Origin of the sequence: Clostridium weizhouense (genome assembly GCF_019431045.1) — a bacterium.
Taxonomy (GTDB): domain Bacteria; phylum Bacillota; class Clostridia; order Clostridiales; family Clostridiaceae; genus Clostridium; species Clostridium weizhouense.
Genome location: NZ_JAHXPT010000001.1, coordinates 264378 through 284717, shown reverse-complemented (window position 1 = coordinate 284717; position 20340 = coordinate 264378). Strand labels below are relative to the sequence as shown.

The 20340-nt window shown below is 26.1% G+C and carries 25 protein-coding genes and 1 tRNA gene; 16 read left to right on the top strand and 10 right to left on the bottom strand.

The annotated features are described in order from the left end of the window. The first annotated feature begins 29 nt into the window (after window positions 1–29). The 6 genes from yqeC (at window position 30) to KYD98_RS01315 (ending at window position 5119) form a co-directional block, all read left to right on the top strand. Window positions 30–806 (top strand): selenium cofactor biosynthesis protein YqeC, encoded by a 777-nt coding sequence (yqeC, locus tag KYD98_RS01340; protein ID WP_219777789.1) that lies wholly within the window; start codon window positions 30–32, stop codon window positions 804–806. A gap of 76 nt (window positions 807–882) precedes the next feature. Continuing rightward, window positions 883–1671, top strand: a complete 789-nt coding sequence (gene yqeB / locus KYD98_RS01335) for a selenium-dependent molybdenum cofactor biosynthesis protein YqeB (protein WP_219777788.1) — start codon at window positions 883–885, stop codon at window positions 1669–1671. Between the two features lie 29 nt (window positions 1672–1700). Beyond that, window positions 1701–2327 (top strand): sulfurtransferase-like selenium metabolism protein YedF, encoded by a 627-nt coding sequence (gene yedF / locus KYD98_RS01330; RefSeq protein ID WP_219777787.1) that lies wholly within the window; start codon window positions 1701–1703, stop codon window positions 2325–2327. Between the two features lie 83 nt (window positions 2328–2410). Continuing rightward, window positions 2411–3448: a selenide, water dikinase SelD gene (selD, locus tag KYD98_RS01325; RefSeq protein ID WP_219777786.1), complete on the top strand. Its 1038-nt coding sequence runs from the start codon at window positions 2411–2413 to the stop codon at window positions 3446–3448. 31 nt (window positions 3449–3479) lie between these two features. Beyond that, complete coding sequence (locus KYD98_RS01320; RefSeq protein ID WP_219778004.1) at window positions 3480–4064, top strand: nucleotidyltransferase family protein; 585 nt, start codon at window positions 3480–3482, stop codon at window positions 4062–4064. Between the two features lie 11 nt (window positions 4065–4075). Continuing rightward, window positions 4076–5119: an XdhC family protein gene (locus KYD98_RS01315; protein WP_219777785.1), complete on the top strand. Its 1044-nt coding sequence runs from the start codon at window positions 4076–4078 to the stop codon at window positions 5117–5119. A gap of 155 nt (window positions 5120–5274) precedes the next feature. On the opposite strand, the gene KYD98_RS01310 is transcribed toward KYD98_RS01315, so the two are convergent. From KYD98_RS01310 to KYD98_RS01300, 3 genes are all read right to left on the bottom strand, one after another. After that, window positions 5275–6012 (bottom strand): ferritin-like domain-containing protein, encoded by a 738-nt coding sequence (locus KYD98_RS01310; RefSeq protein ID WP_219777784.1) that lies wholly within the window; start codon window positions 6010–6012, stop codon window positions 5275–5277. A gap of 564 nt (window positions 6013–6576) precedes the next feature. Next, window positions 6577–6714, bottom strand: coding sequence for a hypothetical protein (locus KYD98_RS01305; protein WP_219777783.1), 138 nt, complete (start codon window positions 6712–6714; stop codon window positions 6577–6579). Between the two features lie 142 nt (window positions 6715–6856). Further along, a complete protein-coding gene (locus tag KYD98_RS01300) occupies window positions 6857–7216 on the bottom strand; it encodes a helix-turn-helix domain-containing protein (RefSeq protein ID WP_219777782.1) in 360 nt (119 codons plus the stop codon). 208 nt (window positions 7217–7424) lie between these two features. Between KYD98_RS01300 and KYD98_RS01295 the strand changes: the two genes are divergently transcribed. Then, a complete protein-coding gene (locus tag KYD98_RS01295) occupies window positions 7425–8411 on the top strand; it encodes a 3-oxoacyl-[acyl-carrier-protein] synthase III C-terminal domain-containing protein (RefSeq protein WP_219777781.1) in 987 nt (328 codons plus the stop codon). A gap of 199 nt (window positions 8412–8610) precedes the next feature. Here the strand turns inward: KYD98_RS01295 and KYD98_RS01290 are convergent, their stop codons facing one another. Together KYD98_RS01290 and KYD98_RS01285 are read right to left on the bottom strand one after the other, a co-directional pair. Next, window positions 8611–8793 (bottom strand): transcriptional regulator, encoded by a 183-nt coding sequence (locus KYD98_RS01290; protein ID WP_219777780.1) that lies wholly within the window; start codon window positions 8791–8793, stop codon window positions 8611–8613. A 511-nt stretch (window positions 8794–9304) separates the two neighbouring features. Beyond that, a complete protein-coding gene (locus KYD98_RS01285; protein WP_219777779.1) occupies window positions 9305–9817 on the bottom strand; it encodes a ferritin family protein in 513 nt (170 codons plus the stop codon). A 141-nt stretch (window positions 9818–9958) separates the two neighbouring features. Here KYD98_RS01285 and KYD98_RS01280 point away from each other — a divergent pair, with 141 nt between their 5' ends. From KYD98_RS01280 to KYD98_RS01265, 4 genes are all read left to right on the top strand, one after another. Further along, window positions 9959–10645: a peptidylprolyl isomerase gene (locus KYD98_RS01280; protein ID WP_219777778.1), complete on the top strand. Its 687-nt coding sequence runs from the start codon at window positions 9959–9961 to the stop codon at window positions 10643–10645. A gap of 241 nt (window positions 10646–10886) precedes the next feature. Then, window positions 10887–11609 carry a YoaK family protein gene (locus tag KYD98_RS01275; protein ID WP_219777777.1) on the top strand — a complete coding sequence of 241 codons (723 nt, stop codon included), beginning with the start codon at window positions 10887–10889 and terminating at the stop codon, window positions 11607–11609. A gap of 359 nt (window positions 11610–11968) precedes the next feature. Continuing rightward, on the top strand, window positions 11969–12475 hold the full coding sequence (locus tag KYD98_RS01270; RefSeq protein WP_219777776.1) for a GNAT family N-acetyltransferase: 507 nt from the start codon (window positions 11969–11971) through the stop codon (window positions 12473–12475). Between the two features lie 76 nt (window positions 12476–12551). Then, on the top strand, window positions 12552–13418 hold the full coding sequence (locus KYD98_RS01265) for an SDR family oxidoreductase (protein ID WP_219777775.1): 867 nt from the start codon (window positions 12552–12554) through the stop codon (window positions 13416–13418). Between the two features lie 49 nt (window positions 13419–13467). On the opposite strand, the gene KYD98_RS01260 is transcribed toward KYD98_RS01265, so the two are convergent. Beyond that, window positions 13468–13944 carry a hypothetical protein gene (locus KYD98_RS01260; RefSeq protein ID WP_219777774.1) on the bottom strand — a complete coding sequence of 159 codons (477 nt, stop codon included), beginning with the start codon at window positions 13942–13944 and terminating at the stop codon, window positions 13468–13470. Between the two features lie 161 nt (window positions 13945–14105). Here KYD98_RS01260 and KYD98_RS01255 point away from each other — a divergent pair, with 161 nt between their 5' ends. Continuing rightward, a complete protein-coding gene (locus tag KYD98_RS01255) occupies window positions 14106–14405 on the top strand; it encodes a DUF3892 domain-containing protein (RefSeq protein WP_219777773.1) in 300 nt (99 codons plus the stop codon). A gap of 63 nt (window positions 14406–14468) precedes the next feature. On the opposite strand, the gene KYD98_RS01250 is transcribed toward KYD98_RS01255, so the two are convergent. From KYD98_RS01250 to KYD98_RS01240, 3 genes are read right to left on the bottom strand one after another with little or no spacing between them, the layout of a single operon-like run. Continuing rightward, window positions 14469–15281, bottom strand: coding sequence for an ABC transporter permease (locus KYD98_RS01250; RefSeq protein WP_219777772.1), 813 nt, complete (start codon window positions 15279–15281; stop codon window positions 14469–14471). After that, complete coding sequence (locus KYD98_RS01245; RefSeq protein WP_219777771.1) at window positions 15275–15976, bottom strand: ABC transporter ATP-binding protein; 702 nt, start codon at window positions 15974–15976, stop codon at window positions 15275–15277. The genes KYD98_RS01250 and KYD98_RS01245 overlap by 7 nt, the downstream gene beginning before the upstream one ends. Beyond that, window positions 15976–16344 carry a GntR family transcriptional regulator gene (locus tag KYD98_RS01240; RefSeq protein ID WP_219777770.1) on the bottom strand — a complete coding sequence of 123 codons (369 nt, stop codon included), beginning with the start codon at window positions 16342–16344 and terminating at the stop codon, window positions 15976–15978. Before KYD98_RS01240 ends, KYD98_RS01245 begins: the two co-directional genes overlap by 1 nt. 228 nt (window positions 16345–16572) lie before the next feature. Here KYD98_RS01240 and KYD98_RS01235 point away from each other — a divergent pair, with 228 nt between their 5' ends. After that, entirely contained in the window at window positions 16573–16782 is a 210-nt protein-coding gene (locus KYD98_RS01235) for a hypothetical protein (protein ID WP_219777769.1), read from the top strand. 98 nt (window positions 16783–16880) lie between these two features. Here KYD98_RS01235 and KYD98_RS01230 read toward each other — a convergent pair. Beyond that, a tRNA-Met gene (locus KYD98_RS01230) sits at window positions 16881–16956 on the bottom strand. Window positions 16957–17502: 546 nt separating this feature from the next. Between KYD98_RS01230 and dltD the strand changes: the two genes are divergently transcribed. The 3 genes from dltD to dltA are packed head-to-tail and all read left to right on the top strand — an operon-like array spanning window position 17503 to window position 20327. After that, window positions 17503–18687 (top strand): D-alanyl-lipoteichoic acid biosynthesis protein DltD, encoded by a 1185-nt coding sequence (gene dltD, locus KYD98_RS01225; protein WP_258049558.1) that lies wholly within the window; start codon window positions 17503–17505, stop codon window positions 18685–18687. After that, the gene (locus KYD98_RS01220; protein WP_219777768.1) at window positions 18656–18796 is read left to right on the top strand and encodes a hypothetical protein; all 141 of its coding nucleotides are present in this window, start codon (window positions 18656–18658) and stop codon (window positions 18794–18796) included. Before dltD ends, KYD98_RS01220 begins: the two co-directional genes overlap by 32 nt. Before the next feature lie 16 nt (window positions 18797–18812). Next, window positions 18813–20327, top strand: coding sequence for a D-alanine--poly(phosphoribitol) ligase subunit DltA (dltA, locus tag KYD98_RS01215; protein WP_219777767.1), 1515 nt, complete (start codon window positions 18813–18815; stop codon window positions 20325–20327). Window positions 20328–20340 lie beyond the last annotated feature (13 nt).

The window sequence follows — 20340 nt, the reverse complement described above, 5'->3', positions numbered from 1 at the left end:
AGTTAATAAAGGAGATACGTTAACATAATATGAAAATCTTTAAATGTGAGAATACGAGAGTGAGTAAAGCAAAATCATTAATACAAGTTTTAAATATAGATATTACTAAAAAATTAATAATCTCATTTGTAGGTGGTGGTGGTAAGACAAGCTTAATATATCAATTAGGTGATGAATTAAGCAAATTAGGTAAAAAAGTTATTATAACAACAACTACTCATATGCTTATGCCTGAAAGTAATGTAGTAGTTACAGGCAAAAAAGATGATATTACAAAATTTTTATATAACGAAAACATGGTTACAGTTGGGTTATTATGTGATGAAAAAAAATCTAATGTTAGAGATATTGAGTTAAAAAAAATAAAGGGTTTATCAAAAGAAACAGCTGAAAGTCTTATAGAACTAGCTGATTTTGTATTAGTTGAAGCTGATGGAGCAAAGAGATTACCATTAAAAATGCCTGCTGAACATGAACCAGTAATATTAGAGGGAAGCAATTTAGTTGTAGGGGTATGTGGCATTGATTCAGTAGGGAAAAGTATTAATGAAATATGTCATAGACCTAATTTGGTATCAAAATTTTTAAATACAGATGAACAGCATATTATTAATGAATGTGATATTGCTCAAATAGTACTAAGTGAAAAAGGACAAAAAAAGGATGTAAAGTGTGATTATAAAGTAGTTATAAATAAAGTGGATGATAGAAAAAATCTTGAAATAGCTAAAAATATTTTACATGAATTTTTAAAATTAGGAGCAAATGAATTAATATTAACAACGTTTAGAGGAAATATAGATTAACATTAACTTGAAATATAGAAATGTTGTAATATAAAAACATATTTTATATGCTTCTTAAGCAAGGGACGTGAAACTTATGATATTAATGAAGGGCGCAGGAGATTTAGCAACAGGAGTTGCTAATAGATTAAAAAAATGTGGATTTGATATAGTCATGACAGAAATTTCAAAACCAACTACAGTAAGAAGAACTGTGGCATTTTCACAAGCTGTGTATGATAAAGAGGTAGAAGTTGAAGGAATAAAGGGTATTTTAGCCTCTAAAAAAGAAGATATTAATAAAATAATTTCAGATGGAAATATTGCGATTATAGTAGATGAGGAAGCTAAAATTGCAGATGAAATTAAGCCAGATATAATAATAGATGCTATAATAGCTAAAAAAAATTTAGGAACACATATTGATGATGCACCAATTGTAATTGCACTTGGACCAGGATTTACAGCTGGAGTTGATTGTGATTGTGTTATTGAAACAAAAAGAGGACATTATTTAGGAAAGACAATATATAGTGGAAGTGCTATTCCTAATACTGGTGTACCTGGAAATGTTGGAGGATTCACTAAGGAAAGAATAATCAGGGCCACACATGACGGTAAAATATTACCAGTCTCTAAAATAGGGGACTATGTGAAAAAAGGCGACATTGTAGCCTATGTTAATGAAACACCAATTTTTGCACAATTAGATGGAATAGTACGTGGAATGCTTCAAAAAGATGTTAGTGTATTTAAAGGAATGAAAAGTGGAGATATTGATCCAAGATGTGAAAAAGATCATTGTTTTACAATTTCAGATAAAGCTAGATCTATTGGAGGAGGCGTCTTAGAAGCAATTTTATATTTAAGAAATAATTTAGATTAATTTTAATGGGAAAACAAGGAGGGTATTAAATGAATAAGATAGTTGATGCAAAGGGCAAGAATTGCCCAATACCAGTAATAATGGCAAAGAAAGAGATTGATGGTGGAAATAATAATTTCTTAGTTGAGGTTGATAATAAAATAGCTGTACAAAATCTTCAAAAGCTAGCTAATAGCCAAGAATTTATATCATCTGTAGAAGAAGACAATGGAGTATTTAAAGTATATTTTTCAAAGGATTCTGATAGTGATAATAAATTAGAAGAGTGTGAAGAATGTAATCAAATACTTGAAAAAATAGAAGGAAATAAAAGAGGTATAGATACATGGTCAGTATTTATAGGAAAAGAGATTATAGGTGGTGGAAGCGAAGACCTTGGTAAGACACTTATGCAAATGTATTTTTATACAATTTCAGAGTCTGATAAGTTACCAAAATCAATTTTATTTATGAATGCTGGAGTAAAAGTACCTACATTAAATGAACAAGCAATAGAAAATTTAAAAGTTTTAGAGGAAAAAGGTGTTGATATATTAGTTTGTGGAACATGTCTTAACTTTTATGGAATTGAGAAAGAATTAAAAGTAGGAAAAGTAAGTAACATGTATGATATAACAAATGCTATGAAAGAGGCATTAAAAGTTATTACATTATAAAAATATTTTAGATATGTTTTAAATAGTATTGATATTTAAAACATATTGAATTTTTAAAACTGTTTAATAGGAGGATATGTTATATGTCAAAGGATATAAAACTTACTAGTTTAACTAAGAGTTCAGGATGTGCTGCTAAGATAGGTCCAGGCGTTCTTCATAATGTTTTAAGCAGTCTACCTAAGTTTAAAGATGAAAATTTACTTGTTGGATTTGATAATAATGATGATGCCTGTGTATATAAGGTTAGTGATGATAAGGTAGTAATTCAAACAGTAGATTTCTTTCCACCGATGGTAGATGATCCGTATACTTTTGGTCAAATTGCAGCTGCTAATGCTCTTAGTGATATTTATGCAATGGGTGGAAATCCAGCAATAGCTATGAATTTAATGTGTTTTCCTTCATGCATAGATATATCAATTATGCATGATATACTTGCTGGCGGATATGATAAGGTTAAGGAAGCAGGTGCAATAATTGCAGGAGGACATACTATTGCAGATCCTATTCCTAAATATGGACTTTGTGTAAGTGGATTTGCACATCCAAATGAAATTCTTTCAAATAGTAATGCAAAGACTGGAGATGTGCTTTTGCTGACTAAACCTTTAGGTATTGGAATAATGAATACTGCAACAAAAGCAGGATTGTTAAGTGAATCTAAAATTAAAGAAGTTACATCAATTATGTCTACATTAAATAAGTATGCTAAAGAATGTATATCTGGATTAGATATTCATTCATGTACTGATGTAACAGGATTTAGTTTAATTGGTCATAGCTATGAAATGGCAAGTGGTAGTGATAAAACTATAGAAATTTTTAGTGATTCTGTTCCTATTATAGAAGGAGCATTAGAATATGCCAAAATGGGAATTATACCTGAAGGTATGTATAATAACCTTGATTATTTAAAGGATAAGTTTACTTTAGGTTCAAATATTTCTCAAGAATTACAAGATGTATTGATAGATCCTCAAACATCAGGGGGATTATTACTTTCAATCTCAGAAAAAGATGTTAAGGAATTTTTATCAAGGACCGAAGTATTTACTTCTCATGCAAGAATTATTGGACAAGTTGTTGATAAAGTAGATAAACACATAGTAATTAAATAAGAATGATGAGGGAGATTATACAATAATTAATATAATGAAGATAAATTTAATTTTATTGGCATCAGGAAATAGCATAAGATTTAAAAGTAACAAATTATTAACTATAGTTAATAATAAACCAATGTATATGAATGTGGTTGAAAAGGTTTTAAAAGTTGATTTTAATAAAATAGTTTTAGTTACTCAATATAAAGAAATTAAGTTAGCTTTATCTAAGCAAGATATTCAGGTTGTTATGAATAAAAATAGTGAATTAGGAATATCTCATTCCATTAAACTCGGTATACAAAATGATATGAATGCGGACGCTTATATGTTTATGGTATGTGATCAACCATTTATATCATTAAAAAGTATAAAAACATTAATTAATAGATTTATAAAGAGTGATAAAGGAATGGCTTGTGTTGAAAATAACGGTAAACTCGGTAATCCAACTATATTTTCTAAAAAGTATAGGGATGAATTATTGAATTTAAAAGGTGATATTGGTGGAAAATTTGTTATGAAGAAGCATATTGATGATTTAGAAAGAGTAGTTATTATTAATCAAATAGAAATGATGGATATAGATACTAGAGAAGAATTAATTAATATATCCTACAATAATATATAATGAGGTAAAAAATGATGAAGAAAAATTTTTATAAAGATCTTTTTGAAAAATTAAACTTAAATGAAGAAGTATTTATAGTAACTGTTGTAGAAGGAAAATATGATGGTAAAAATATAGCAGGACAAAAGTTATTTAAAAGTAAAGAAACTGTGGTTAAAGAAAACGAAAATATTAAAAATTTTTGGAATGAAATTTTAAGTAAAGTAGATTTTAATAAAGGCACATACATTTTAAAGTTAGATAATGATGTAAAATTATTTATAGAATATATTATAGGACAACCTAATTTAGTTATTTGTGGTGCTGGGCATGTCGCTTTACCTTTATGTCAAATGGCTAATTTATTAGAGTTTAATACTACAGTAATTGACAATAGAAAAGAATTTGCTAATAAAGAAAGATTTCCTATGGCTGATAATATCATATGTAAAGATTTTAGTGAAGCATTTAATGAAGTTAAATTTAATAAAAATACTTATTTCGTTATAGTCACAAGAGGTCATAAAGATGATAAAATTTGCGTAGAAACAGTACTTAAAAATGACTTCTATTATGTTGGAATGATTGGAAGCAAAGGAAAAGTAAAATTTGTGACCAATAGTTTATTAGAAAATGGATTTAAAAAAGAAGAAATTGATAAAGTCCATACTCCAATAGGTCTTAGTATAGGAGCTAAAACACCAGCAGAGGTAGCAATAAGTATTTTGGCTGAAATAGTTCAAGCTAAGAATGAAAAAATAATAAGTACTATATCAGATGATATTTCTAATGCTATATTAAATAGAAATGAACCGATGGTTTTAGCTACAATAGTTGAAAAGCATGGATCAGGTCCTAGAGAAGCAGGAACTAAAATGCTTGTATATAAAACAGGAGAATTTGTTGGTACTATTGGTGGTGGAAGTGTAGAAAATTCTGCACATAAAAAAGCACTAAAATTATTTGAAGAAAAACAATCAACTTTAGAAAAATATGATTTATCAAATTCTGCATCTGCAAAACTTGGTATGGTATGTGGAGGAAATGTAAAAGTATTTTTTGAATATATTGAATAAAAAATATATTATTTTTATTTTATATATTTAATATGAATTAAAAATAGAGACTCAGAAATTGATATATTACTGAGTTCTCTATTTTTTAATGTATATATTATATTTTAAAGTATATTAATTACAATACTGATTAATATATGATGGTAAGATTAAATCTAATCTAAAGTATCAAAATATCTATTCATTTTACATCTTCTTAATGAGTTAATATCTTGATTTTGTTCCCAATCTTCAACTAGTTTAATAGCATCTAAAGGTATATTTCCTAAGCCTACTAGTATACCTGATAAAATTGATTTTTTAATGAGCGCACTACAGGTAATATTTTCATTTTCTGATAAGATAATGTTAATTAATGGTTCGATAAATTTATTCCAATCATCCAAAGTGAAATTAACTGTAGATTGTTTAATATAATTTTTAGGCATTGATAAATTATTCATAGTATTATTTGATGAAAGTATATTATTAAGTTGTGTAATATGATTTAATTCATTTGCAATTATATTTGATAATGTAGATATATATGAAGATCCAGTAGGAAATCTATCTCGAATCGACTTATATCGTTCTACTTCTTTTAATTCCCTACTTATAGCTTCACTAATACCAGATAAGTATGATTCTGGCATTACTAGTTTTTCTTTAGCATCATGTGAAATCTCAATCCCTGTAAGTTCTTGATACATTTTTCTAAAAAGTGTAGCATGCATACGTTCATCATTTATTATAGAATATATTATTTCTTTCTCTTGATCTGTTGGTGCTATATTAGCAAGATATTCATAATATATTAAATCACTTCTCTCATCTTGGAATGCTTCATTTAAATCTCCAATAGATTCCATAAATTTTGTACTAGTAGGATCTAAATTATTATTATAGTATTCCATAAATATTATATCTCCTCTTAATAATTAATTTACTTCTATCTTATTAACTCAATATATATTTGTGCTTTTTAGATTAATAAAATAAAAAATGTAAAAATAATTTATATATAGATTAGTATTATTAAGCATTTGGATGACATGCAGTTACTATTATATATCTAAATAATTAATAGTTAATATGTTTTGAAGTACTAGATGCAAAAGTGAGAAATTATTAAATGAAGTTGAAGTTAGATATATATAAGATTTTTATTAAAAAGCTCAAGTTTATTAATTATTAATTTAAGAAATAAAACTTCAACTAAGAACACTTACGTTGAAGTTTTATTTCTATTCATTGTTATATTTATATATAGTTGTATTTAATATAATCTCCTAAGTTTAATTATTACCATTTAATCATTAATATCTAAATTCTATAATATTAAACTTAATATATATGTTCTAAGTTAAGTTATTATATTTATAATTTTTATAAAATTTTTATAGAAAATTATGTCTTGAATTAATAGTACTAATTATAAACATATATATTAGTTAAAGTAATAAGTAATTATTATAATTTTATTTACTTTTTATATTTTTATCTGTATTTAATGAATCAGAAGAATTATTTATCCAAATAATTTTTTCTTCAGAAAAATTTTTTGTATATTTAATAGTATCAATATTTTTTAAAACCCATTTTAATAAATCATTCATAATATCCCTCCATAATGTGAATAAATGGTTTAGAAATTATTATGTTATATACAACATATACAACTAAAAAATTAAGAATTTTTTATAGAATATAACATAATAATAAATGTTTACCAAATAGGTATAAAAAGACAACATCCAATTAAGAATGTTGTTCATTTAATTCTTTTATAATAGCTTCAGCATCTATTTTGTTTTCTTCAAGTTGTTTTATAAATTCTTGCATCATATTCATATCAAATTTACTTTTTTTTCCGCTCTTAAATTTTAAATGAATATCACCTTTAGGAGTACTTATATTAGTTTTACCAGTTAATAAATAATCAGTAGATGTATTAAAAATTTCACTAAGCTTAGTTATAACTTCTAGATTAGGTTCTCTATCTCCATTTTCATAATTTCCTATTGTTTTATATGTGACTTTTAATAACGCAGCTAAATCTTTTCTACTCATGTCATTAGCTTCTCTTAAATTTTTTATAGCCTCACCAATACACCACATTATTATACCTCCTCTTATTGAAAATATTTTACTATAATATACACAATTTTCAAAGAAAAATAGAACAATTTGTAGAAAAAGAGGTTGACATGGAACTAATTGTACTTTAATATAATATTTAATTGGAACAAATTGTTCAAAAAGTAAAAAATAACAATATGATAATTAATATGGTAGTTAAAATCCAAATAAAAAAGGGGTATAAAAGATGAATGTAAAAATAAGGAGTATAGAAATTGAACATCCTCAGAATGTGGTAAAAAACGAATTTTATGTAAAGTTATTCAAAGAACAAGGAAAAGATATAAGAAGGATGTTGGAATGTTTTGGGAAAAGTGAAAGGAAAGTAGTAAATAATAATTCTGATACTACAGTTACATTAGGGGTAAAAGCTGCATTAAAGGCGTTAGAAAGTGCTAATCTTACAGGAAATGATATTGATATCATTATATTTTCAAGTCAATTTCCAGAGTATACATGTCCAACGCAAGCATTAATAGTTCATGATGCTATAGGTGGAAAAGAAGATGCTATGGTTATGGATTTAAATGTTAATTGTATTGGTATGCTCGTAGCACTTGATTCAGCTACAAGATATTTACTTCAAAATCATAATTTTAAAAGAGCTTTAATAATAGGTGCTGATTATGCTACAATTCATGCAAAAAAAACTGATGAGTTTGTATATCCTATGTTTGGTGATTGTGGATGTGCAATCATTTTAGAAAAAACTGAGGAAGATTGTGGTATGATTGATTCAACTTATTATACAGAAAGCCCAAAATATGATTCGGTAGTATATCCAAAATGTGGTGCATCTTCTTTTTATAAGAATACTACATCACATGAAGATATGAAATTAGGTTGGACAGAATGTGATGATAATGTTGTATATATTGCAAAAAATTCTATTAATAAATTATTAAAAAATAATAATTTAAAGGTATCAGATATTAAAGCATTTTGTTTTTCTCAATTTGCTAGTTCTCTTGTTTATGGTTGTGCTGATATACTTAGAATAGAGGAAGAAAAAGTAATATATGTTGGTGATAAGTATGGATATACTGGTACAAGCTCTCCGCTTATTGCTTTATATGAAGGTATAAAAAAAGGACAAATTAAAAGAGGAGATAAAATAATGTTTTGGTCTATTGCTGCGACTAGAACAGCTTGTGCATTGTTATTTAAATATTAAATTTTATTCTACATAATAAACATCAACTTAAAACATAGGGTTAAATAAAATAAAAGCTGTTTCAAAAAAATATTATTTGTTATTTGAAACAGCTTTTGTTTAATATGCTTTAAGTAATTATTAATATTATAGTAGGATGATAAATTTATCTAGTTAATATTATTATTTTTAAATGTAACATATTTATTTATTTATTTATTTATTTATTTGCTGGCTCCCATTTACAACGTATAGGTGATACAATAGCTTCTTCTTTTTTTAGTTCTTTAAATGCCTTATCAATATCTTTACGATCTAGCCCTAAAAGCTTTTCTACTTCTCCAGCACTTAATGGTTTATTAGCTTCTTTCATAGTATTTAATATTTTTTCTTTAATTTCCATTTTAATACCTCCTGAAAACTTTAGTTGTAAATTTTAGATAATATATTATGAATATTAGAATTATATTATTATTTAATAATAGTTATTATAACATAACGATTATAAAAGTAAAGTGCTTAAAATTATATTAAAAAATATTTTCTAATATTTAAACAGATATTATTATTAAAATGAATTTTATACTTATATATAAAAGAGGTGAATTCATTAATTCGAATGTACCTCTTTTAGTATAATAATATTTAAATAAAAACATTATACATATTCATTTAAGACACATTCAAAATAATAACAAGTCAATATACTAGTCTATTTCGTGTCATGTTGCGTCATCATAATGGCCTAATAGCCTGCTATTAAACAATTATGTTTCCTTGCCTGATGCAAAATATACATCGCATTTTGGACTTGTTATTTTCTTTCATGTGTCTAATAAATTTCTCAATTTACTTAGAAAATATTATACAGAATAATTATTTTAAAACACAGAGTGAAAAATACATTATTTAATTTATAAAGGTCCATATTTATCTTTATCTAATATAATTAATACTTTAGTAAGTTCTTCAACATGTTCCTTTTCATCTCTAGTAACTTCTTTTATAATATTAAATATCTCATCATTTTCTGTATTTTTTAAAAAGTCTTCATACAATATTATAGCTTCTAACTCTCCTTTAATTGCTTCTCTAATATGAGTTAATAAGTATGCTTTACTTTCTTTTGTATTATAATATTCTTTATAATTGTTCTTGGTAGTTATATTAACATGTTCATCTACATCTTTATATAATTCAAATTCTTCTTTATCTATTGAGCGCAATGCTTCTAAAAATAGACCATAGTGTTCTTTCTCTTCTTCCATTATATGATGAAATACTTCCTTAACTTCCTTATTTTCAGTAATACTTAAAAATTTACTATAGTCATTAATAGCAACTATTTCAGCTATTAAACCTTCTCTAAGAAATGTCTCATCATTTTTTAATGTTCCTTGAGGTTGCCTATTTGTAGTATAGCTCATAAAATCTCCTTTATTATATTAATTAATATATATTATTAGAATATTTATGAAAATGTTCTAAATCTCTATTTATAGTGGTAAAATAATAAATTATGATATACTATATGGTATAAAAAGTTTAATTGTAAGGTGGAGAAATTGATGAATGTAATAAGTATTAAAAAATATACAAAATTAATTTTGTTAATAATTTCTATAAGTTCATTATTATTAGTCGGTTGTAGTAATGTTAAAATGAAGGATAAAAAAGAAAATAGTAATGCAACTAATACAACTGAAAATGCTAACGGTGATTTACCAGAGTTGACTGAAAATTTACCTTTAGCAACTATAAAGGTAAAAGATTATGGAGATATTGAAGCTGTATTATATCCAGAAACTGCGCCTAATACAGTAAATAATTTTATATACTTGGTTAATAAGGGATTTTATAATAATCTTAAATTTCATAGAGTAATTAAAGGATTTATGATTCAAGGTGGAGATCCAAATGGAGACGGCACTGGAGGTCCAGGATATTCAATAGAAGGTGAGTTTACTTCAAATGGTTTTCCTAATGGATTAAAACATACAAAAGGTGTGTTATCAATGGCAAGAACACAAGATCCTAATAGTGCAGGTAGTCAATTTTTTATAATGTCTGGAGATGCACCACATCTTGATGGTGAATATGCTGCTTTTGGTAAAGTTATATCAGGATTAGAAATAGTAGAAAAACTTGAAAATGTAAAAACTAAGTCAAAAGATATACCTAAAGAGGATATAATTATTGAATCAATTACTGTTGACACTAAGGGCGTAGAATATAAAGAACCAAATAAAAAATAAAAATTTATTTATTAGTTTTTATATCATCATTGCATTTGCTTTGATGATATTTTTTCTTTTAGAAATTTAATGTTTTAATTAAGAAAGTTCATGTATAAAATAAATAAGAATGTTTTCATAGGATTATTTTTAATAAATAGAAATTTAACAATTACTATAGAACATTGTTAAATTATTTAAATAAGGGAATTAATGATATAATAAAGGGTAAATAGTTATTCTTGGAAGGGGATATTTTGAGTTGGTTACTAAAGATATAAATATTAATATGTCTAAAAATGGATATGCTAATACTTCTGAATCTGTACATTTAGGAATACTTTTAGCTATGGTAGGAGGATTTTTGGATGCATATACGTTTGTGTGTAGGGGAGGAGTTTTTGCTAATGCAGAAACAGGAAACATTGTTTTAGTGGGAGTAGCAGCAACTAATGGAAATTGGAAAGGTGCCATTATGGCATTTTTACCTATTTTAGCATTTATAATTGGTGTAATTGTTGCAGAGAGAATAAAAGAAATTAAAGCATCAGCATATTTTATAAATGTGGATAGTGATCGTGCTATTTTAATTATTGAAATTATAGTACTTTTTATTATAGGATTTATACCTATTACTGCACCTAATATATTTGTAACTACAACAATATCATTTGTTTCATCTGTTCAGATTTCTTCATTTAGAAAACTAGTTGATTCTCCTTATAGTACAACAATGTGTACTGGAAACTTAAGAAGTGCATCACAGGCTGCTTATATGGCTTTTAGAAAAAAAGATAATATTTATGTTGTAAAATTAATTCGATATTGTATAATTCTATTTTCTTTTTTAACAGGGGCATGCTTAGGGGGAGTATCAACTATAAAAGTTGGAGTTAAATCTGTTTGGATTTCTGCATTTATATTAATTTGTGCTGTTATATTATTTAGTATAGATGAATATAGACTGAAAACAGAATGTAAGTAATAAACAATAGAAGTGTAATAAAATTTATGCACTTCTATTTTTATATTTTTGATTAAATTTTATGTTATATATTCACTAGTAATATTTTTTAATATACATTAAAAATTAAGATTTGTAAAAAATAATCAGATATTAAATTAGCATAAGAATTGTAATTAAATTGAATTAAATTCTATTAAAAGTAATTTTATTGAATTTAATTACAGCTACCAATAAAATGGAAAAAAAGTAATATAAACTGAGAAAAGGTGAATTAAATAAATCTAATAAGATATTGCAAAAATTACATCATTTTACTATTTAGCGATTTAATTGTACAATCGATTGAGATTATTATGATTATTTGGAGGGATAGTATAATGTTATATTCGGATATAAATCTCCAGCAAGAGGTTTATAGAGAAGATGTTTTTAATATGGCAAAATGGTTAAGCGATAAAGATGTAACAAAATTTTTAAATGAGAGAAATGGAATAAATAATAGTTTAAATAAATTAGCAAATAAGTCTACATTACCTATAATGACCCAATATTTCAATACTAATGGACCATTTTATATAATAGAGCATAAAAATAAATCTATTGGATATTTAAAGATTATTCCTAAAGGCAAGATTGCAGAAATGGTTATTGCTATAGGAGATAAGAAAAAATGGGGAAAAGGAATAGGAACTATAGCAGTTAAAAAAGGATTAAGCGAAGCATTCTTAAAATATAGGGTTGATGAGGTTGTGGCAAAAGTTCATAAAGAAAATCATAGATCTAGTAAAGTAGTTAAAAAAGTAGGATTTATAGAGAAAAAATATTTAGAAAAAGAAACAAAATATTCTATAACTTTTAATAAATATATTAGTCAATTTAATTGATATAAATATTTTTTTTGTGCTAGGAGATACTATTTAATATTAGACACATTAAATAGATAACCAAGGAGGAATTAATATGAATTTTCCAACTTCATTTCTAGCACAGCATCAAGATCATCAACCAGGGTTTGAATATGAAATGAATCCAGCACCGATATATGATGATCCTAATTATAATAAAAAGGGTGAATTATTAAATAATAAAGTTGCAATAATTACTGGAGGAGATAGTGGAATAGGAAAAGCAGTAGCAGTAGCTTATGCTAATCAGGGAGCAGATATAGTAATTGTTTATTATAATGAAGAAAAAGATGCAGAAAATACTAAAAAAACTATAGATCAAATAGGTAGAAAATGTACTCTTATAAAAGGGGATATTGGAGATCCTGATTTTTGTAAGGATGTAATTAAAAAAACGATTGATGAATATGGAAAAATAGATATATTAGTAAATAATTCTGCTGTTCAATATGAATGTAAGGATATAAAAAAACTATCAGATGAGCAATTTGATAAAACTTTTAAAGTAAATGTATATGGTACATTTTATATGACTAGGGCTGCAATGGAGCATTTAAAAGCAGGAAGCTGCATAATAAATACAGCATCAGTTGTAGCTTTTAGAGGAAGTGAAACTTTAATAGATTATTCAATGACCAAAGGAGCAATTACTGTGTTTACAAGATCGTTAGCACTTGCATTAGCAAAAGGAAAAACTGGAATAAGAGTAAATGCAGTTGCTCCAGGCCCTATATGGACACCGCTTATACCAGCTAGTTTTGATGCAAATAAAGTTTCTCAATTTGGTTCAGATACTCCAATGGGAAGAGCAGGTCAACCAGTTGAATGTGCTGGAGCATATGTATTTTTAGCCACAGAATGTGCTTCATATATTACAGGCCAAACAATTCATGTTAATGGGGGAGAAATAGTTAATTCATAATATAAAAAATAATGAGCCTTAACTTTAAAGGCTCATTTTGGCATCCTAATTATCTTTTAAAATTAGATTGATTAGTATTATTTCTATTATACATATTATTTTGATTCATGTTATTCATTCTATTCATATTATTATTTTGATTCATCATACCATTCATATTCATAAATGGATTAGTGCCATTATTGTTTTGTCCTCTCATTAACATATTAATTAGAGAATTCATATTCATGTTGTTATTTCCATTCCCATTCATATTCATATTCCCATTATTCATATTGTTACCATTCATAGGATTTCTATTAGGATTAGATGCCATCATATTCATCATATTAGGGTTCATACCACCTAAAAGCATATTTAATAGGGGATTACCACCCATTCCTTGAGGATTATTATTCATGCCACCGAACATGTTCATTAAAGGATTACCGCCCATCATTTGATTGCCACCCATGGGATTCATCATACCACCTAGACCCATATTAGGGAAAAGGGCACTAAATAGCATATTTAATAATGGATTCATTTTTTCACCACCTAAAATATTTATTACTGTTTAGTTTATCTTATTGCAGTTAATGAAAAAACGATACATTAAATTATAATATGAGTAAAATAAATTAATTATGAATTAAAGTATATTATTAGGATAAAATAACACCATAATGTTATAGGAGGTGTAATTTTATGGACAATAAAGATGGAATGTTAGGTGGATTACCAATTAACATTAATAAAGAAGTACCGACACCTAATAGTAATGCACAATCAATAGCAGCTTTAATAAAACACTCTGGAGAAGTGATTGGATATGAACTTTCGAATGGTGAAAGAATATCTAAAGAAGATGGAGTAAGAATGGCTAAAGAAGGTAATATATATGGAGTAGCCGTTGGAGTATCTAAAAAAGGTGAAGAATATTTAAGAAGTTTACCAGACCAAAATGAATCTAATAACTTAAATTCTTTGCCATCTATAACTGAATAAATTTAAGCCTAACCTTAATTATTAAGTTATTAATTTAGGTTAGGCGTGTATATAATATTTATATTATTCTAAATTTAATTTATTTTTTACAACATAATTAGTTATGAAGAAATAGCAGATAAAGAAAATTAAATTAACTGCAATAACACCCCAAATAATTCCGTGTAATAATCCTAATGAATGTTGATTTATAGTATCTGCATACATTTCTAACTTCCAAGAGAAAGTTATTCCAAGAATAGAAGTAATTGTGTTCATAATAATATTTAATACAATAAAAGCACCAAATGAAGAAAGAATTTTTCTTTTATTAAATAAATGACCTATTGAAATAGAAGCATAAATCATAATTATACCCATTGCCATTTGTATAAATACGGCTAATATAAATTCTAAAAATAGCATGAATCCACTTATTCCCACTTCTTTGTATATTTCAGAAAATACTTTACCAAGTTCATTAAAGAAATTAGGATCAAAATTACTAACACTAAATGCTAAAATAAATATAGAAAGTATCGCTACAATACCACTTATTACAGTCCAAAAAATTCCGATTAAAAGTTTACTTAAAATATTCTTCCATGTAGTTACAGGAAGGGTATGCATTAAATAACCTTCATCTCCAAGAAGATTTTTATAAAAACGTTGTATTATTATAAAGAAAGTTACTATAAAAATTGCAGCCATAGTAACGCCATAAGCAAATATACTAAGAACAGCAGGAATTCCACCTAAAGTACTAGCATCTAAAGTATCCCAATTGTTACCTATAAATAGTTTGTTAATTAATGTAAATGCTAAAAGGACTCCATATAGTGGCAAAAGAATTCTCCCAGTTGCTTTTATTTCATATTTCATTAATTTTCCTAACATTTAAATACCTCCCTAAATAGAGCATCAACAGTTTTTCCGTGCTCTTCTCTTATTTCGTCAACACTTTTTGTTAAGAATATTTCCCCATAAGAAATAAATATTACATCATCAAGTACTTGCTCAATATCTGATATTAAATGTGTAGATATTATAACTGTAGCATTTTCATTATAATTATTAATTATTGTATTTAAAATATAATCTCTAGCAGCAGGGTCAACTCCAGCTATTGGTTCATCTAAGAAATAAAGTTCAGCTTCTCTACTCATTACTAAAATAAGTTGAACTTTTTCTTTAGTCCCTTTTGACATAGTTTTTAATTTATCCTTAGGATTTATATTTAACTTTTGTAACATGTCATAAGCTTTTTCAGAATTAAAATCATCATAAAAATCTCTAAAGAAGTCTATGATATCAGAAACTTTCATCCAATCATTTAAATAAGTTCTTTCAGGTAAATAAGAAACTATTTTTTTTGTTTCAACGCCAGGTTTATTTCCAGCAATTAATATTTCACCACTTGTTGGTGTTAATAGTGAATTTGCAAGTTTAATTAAGGTACTTTTACCACTACCATTTGGTCCAAGAAGTCCTACAATTCTGCCTCTATTTATTTTTAAGTCAATTCCTTTTAAAGCTTCTTTTCCACCATAATGTTTAACTAAGTTTTTACATTCTAATATAGGATTATCCATTATTTCATCTCCTTTACTATTTGTTCGACTATTTCAATTGTTTCTTTAGGGGTATAACCAATTTTTTTCATATTTTCAAAGAAATCTTGAATTTGTTCTTTAGCTATATCATCTCTCATTTTTTTAATCATTTCCCCATCCTCCGTAATAAATCTACCACTTGTTCTTTGACTAAATACCAGACCCTTCCGTTCTAATTCTGTAAGTGCTTTTTGCATTGTATTTGGATTTACTGACGCTTCACTTGCTAAATCTCTTACAGATGGAAGTTTTTCTCCTATGCCATACACACCAGATACTATTCTAAGCTGTATTTGTTCTACTAACTGTATATATATTGGACGTTCATCCTTGAATTCCCATATCATAGTTTCATCTCCTTTGTACTATTGTACTAATTGCTTAATACAATAGTATAATGATACATATATTTTGTCAATAATATTTTGGAAATATTGTATATTTGATTATAAAAAATAAATTTTATTATTATAGAAAAAGCAGTGCAGTGAAAACATATAATAATATATATTTGAATTTTAATGCGAATTAACTATTAAAGCTATATATAAATAATTTATAAGGAGGAAAAATGTATGATTATCAGTAACCTAACTTCCTCAATAGATATTATAGTTATTGTTTTGATTATAGCTGGATTGTCGCTTATAGGTATGATAATTCTTTATTTCATTGTAGAATTACAAGAATCATTATATGAGAATAAAAAGAAAAATATATTATCAAAAGAAATCAATAATAATTTAGAAACTAAAAAAGAAATACAATGTAAACTCAATAAGTAATAATTTAGAAAGTATTAGTATATTAAAAGAATAGTATAGTTTTTCATAAAACACATTACAAACTAAAAAACACACTATAATTTATAGTGTGTTTTTTATGGTTGCGGGGGCAGGACTTGAACCTACGACCTTCGGGTTATGAGCCCGACGAGCTACCAACTGCTCCACCCCGCGATATTAAGTTAATATATACATTATAATTTATTTTATTATATAAGTCAACAGTTTCTTTTTAGAAAATGTTGATTTATATAATAAATTTCAATTAAATATATTAGTAGTAAGTTTTTTACAGATATATGATATAATTAATAAAAAAATATACTTAAAATTAAAAAGGGAAAAGACAATGAGTAAGATAATTACTTCATTAGAAAGGGCTAATAAACTTAATTAAAGGTGATAAGGGAGCTGAAGAATATGTTGATAATGTAGAAGAAGTAACTACATTACAACAAAAGCAAGATGAACAAATTAACAACATACAAAATAGTGTAGAAAATATACAAAATCAAAGTAAAGAACTTGAAAAATATTTAATAGATAAGTGTATATTATGCTTAATAGTGTATATTATATAAAATAATATAATTAAAAACGTACATTGTATTAAATGTGCGTTTTTTGAAATTAACTTCACTATAGCCAATTAAGTTTATAATTAAAGATAATAAAATTTATTGTAAACTTAATTAGGATACTAAACACGGGGGGATAAAAATGATAAAAAAGATTATCTGTATATTGTTTCCTATTTTTATAGCTTTGATAACTATTAATTATTTAGACTTTTTTTTGGACAAGGAAGTAAATAAAATGCTTAAAAGTAAAAATTTAGATTACATAAACAGAGAATATGGAAGTGTATATAAAGATAAGGGTGTAATATATAATGAAAATATTACTAAACAGAATGAATTGGTATTACAAGGATCTTCTGAATTAGCATCTCCAGTTTCACAATTACCAGCAACATTTTTTCCAATTAAAGGGTTAGATACAATTGTTACAAATGGAAGATCATATTCTCAAAATTTACATCAAGTATCTACATTAGGAAGTCAACATGTAAATATGAATGAGAAGAAAGTTGCCTTTATAGTTTCACTTCAATGGTTTATGGACGAAAATGGGATTGATGCAAATAGTTTTCAAGCTAATTTTTCACCAGTTCAATTTTATAAGTTTTTAGACAATAAAAAAATAAGCAATGAAAATAAAAATTACTATGCTAGTAGAGTAAGTAAGTTATTATTAGGAAATACTCAATTTTTATCAGAAAGAATTTATGCAAAAATTTATCTTAATAATAGTTACATATATAAAATAGCTAATATAATATGTAAGCCATATCTTATTGCAAGAAAAAAAGTTGTGGAACTTAAGGATAAAGGATTATTATATAAAGAGTTAAAAAAGTTACCTGAAAAAAGAGAAATTTCAAGCAAAGAAGTTAATTGGAAACAAGAGTATGAAAAAGCTGAAAAAGAAGGAAAATCTCAGGTGACAAATAATGATTTTATGGTTTATGATAGTTATTATAATAATAATTTAAAAGCAAATGTAGAAGCAAAAAAAGATTCTAATAAGGGTATAGATTTGATGAATTCAAAAGAATTTGATGATTATAAATTATATTTAGATACATGTAATGATTTAGGAATAAAACCGTATATAATTTTAATGCCAACTAACGGATTATGGTATGATCATACTGGGTTAAAAAAGGAAACAAGAAATAATTTTTATACTAGAGTACAGAAGATGGCTGAAGATAAAGGCTTTGATGTTTTAAATTTAGAAGATGAAGAATATACGCCTTATTTTATGTGTGACGTAATGCATTTAGGATGGAAAGGATGGCTTAGAGTAGATGAAGAACTTTATAACCGTTTTAAAAACTGATAAATATTTAAGTTTTGCAATAGTAAGTTCTATTATAGTAATTTTAGCTATCCTTATATTAGTGTTTGAACCATTTAATGAAATACCATTTATATATAATCAATTCTAAAGGGGGAATTTTAAAAATGAAGATTTTAAATGGAATAAAGAGATATTCAGAGAGTGAGAGAATTGCATTAACTTGTGATGGTGTATCTATGACATATAGAGAATTAGATAATGTATCTGAATGCGTAGCAGGATTTTTATTAAAAGAATTAGGTGATGATAGAACACCTATTATTATTTATGGAAATAAAGAGAATTTAATGATGGCAGTTATGATGTCTGCATTAAAGTCAGGAAGAGCGTACATACCAATAGATATAAGTTATCCTAAAGAAAGAGTAGATGCGATTATTAGTGAAGTTAATCCTAAAATACTTATAGATTTTAGTGAAGGAAATACATTTGATAATATAAGAGTTTTAAGAGAAAATAAAATTCATGAAATAGTTAAAGAATATAGTGATGTAAAAGTTGATAAGAATAACTGGGTTAAAGAAGATGAAAATGCCTATATTTTATTTACTTCTGGTAGTACAGGCAAGCCAAAGGGTGTACAAATAAGTAGTAATAATTTAGATAATTTTGTTGAATGGATAGCAGAATACTTAAATTTAGATGAAAAAGAAGAAGTATTTATGAATCAAGCAGCATATTCTTTTGATTTATCTGTAACTTCAATTTATCCAGGATTATGCTATGGTAAAACATTACATGGCTTTTCAAAGAAGACACTTTCAAATTTAAAAGAAATGTTTAGTGATATTGCAAATTCAGGAATTAATATATGGGTATCCACTCCATCATTTGCTGGAATGTGTGTAACTGAAACAGCATTTGACTCAAATATGTTACCTAATTTAAAAGCTATGGTATTTGTGGGAGAAGTGCTTCCAAAACCATTATGTGAAGAACTTTTAAATAGATTTCCAAATACAAGAATTATAAATGGATATGGCCCTACAGAAGCAACAGTAGCAGTGAGCGTAAATGATATGAATAGAGAAGCTTTATCAAAAGAAGGAAGTTTACCTATTGGACATCCTATGAAAACATCAATTGTTAAAATTGTTGATGAAGATGGCAATATTGTAAAAGATGGTGAAAAGGGAGAAATTATAATTGTTGGACCTAGTGTAAGCAAAGGATATTTTAATAATGAAGAAATTACAAAAAAAGCATTTTTCTATGATGATTATAATGGAGAGAAGTGCAGAGCTTATAGAACTGGAGATCTAGGATATTATATTGATGGAAATTTATATTATTGTGGAAGAAAGGATTTCCAAATAAAACTTAATGGATATAGAATTGAGATAGAAGATATAGAAAATAATTTAGTAAGAGTTAGTAATGTAAAAAATGCAGCAGTTGTTCCAGTAAATAAGGATGGCAAAATTGCATATTTAACTGCTTTTATCGAATTAAAAGAAGACAATGGATTAAGTGGATTAAAAAATGGAATAATGATAAAGAAAGAATTAGGTGAACTAATACCTTCATATATGGTTCCTAGAAATATAAAAATAGTTAAGGAGTTCCCAACAAATATAAATGGAAAAATTGATAGGAAAAAATTAGCAGAGAATTTATAGCGGAGGATTTATA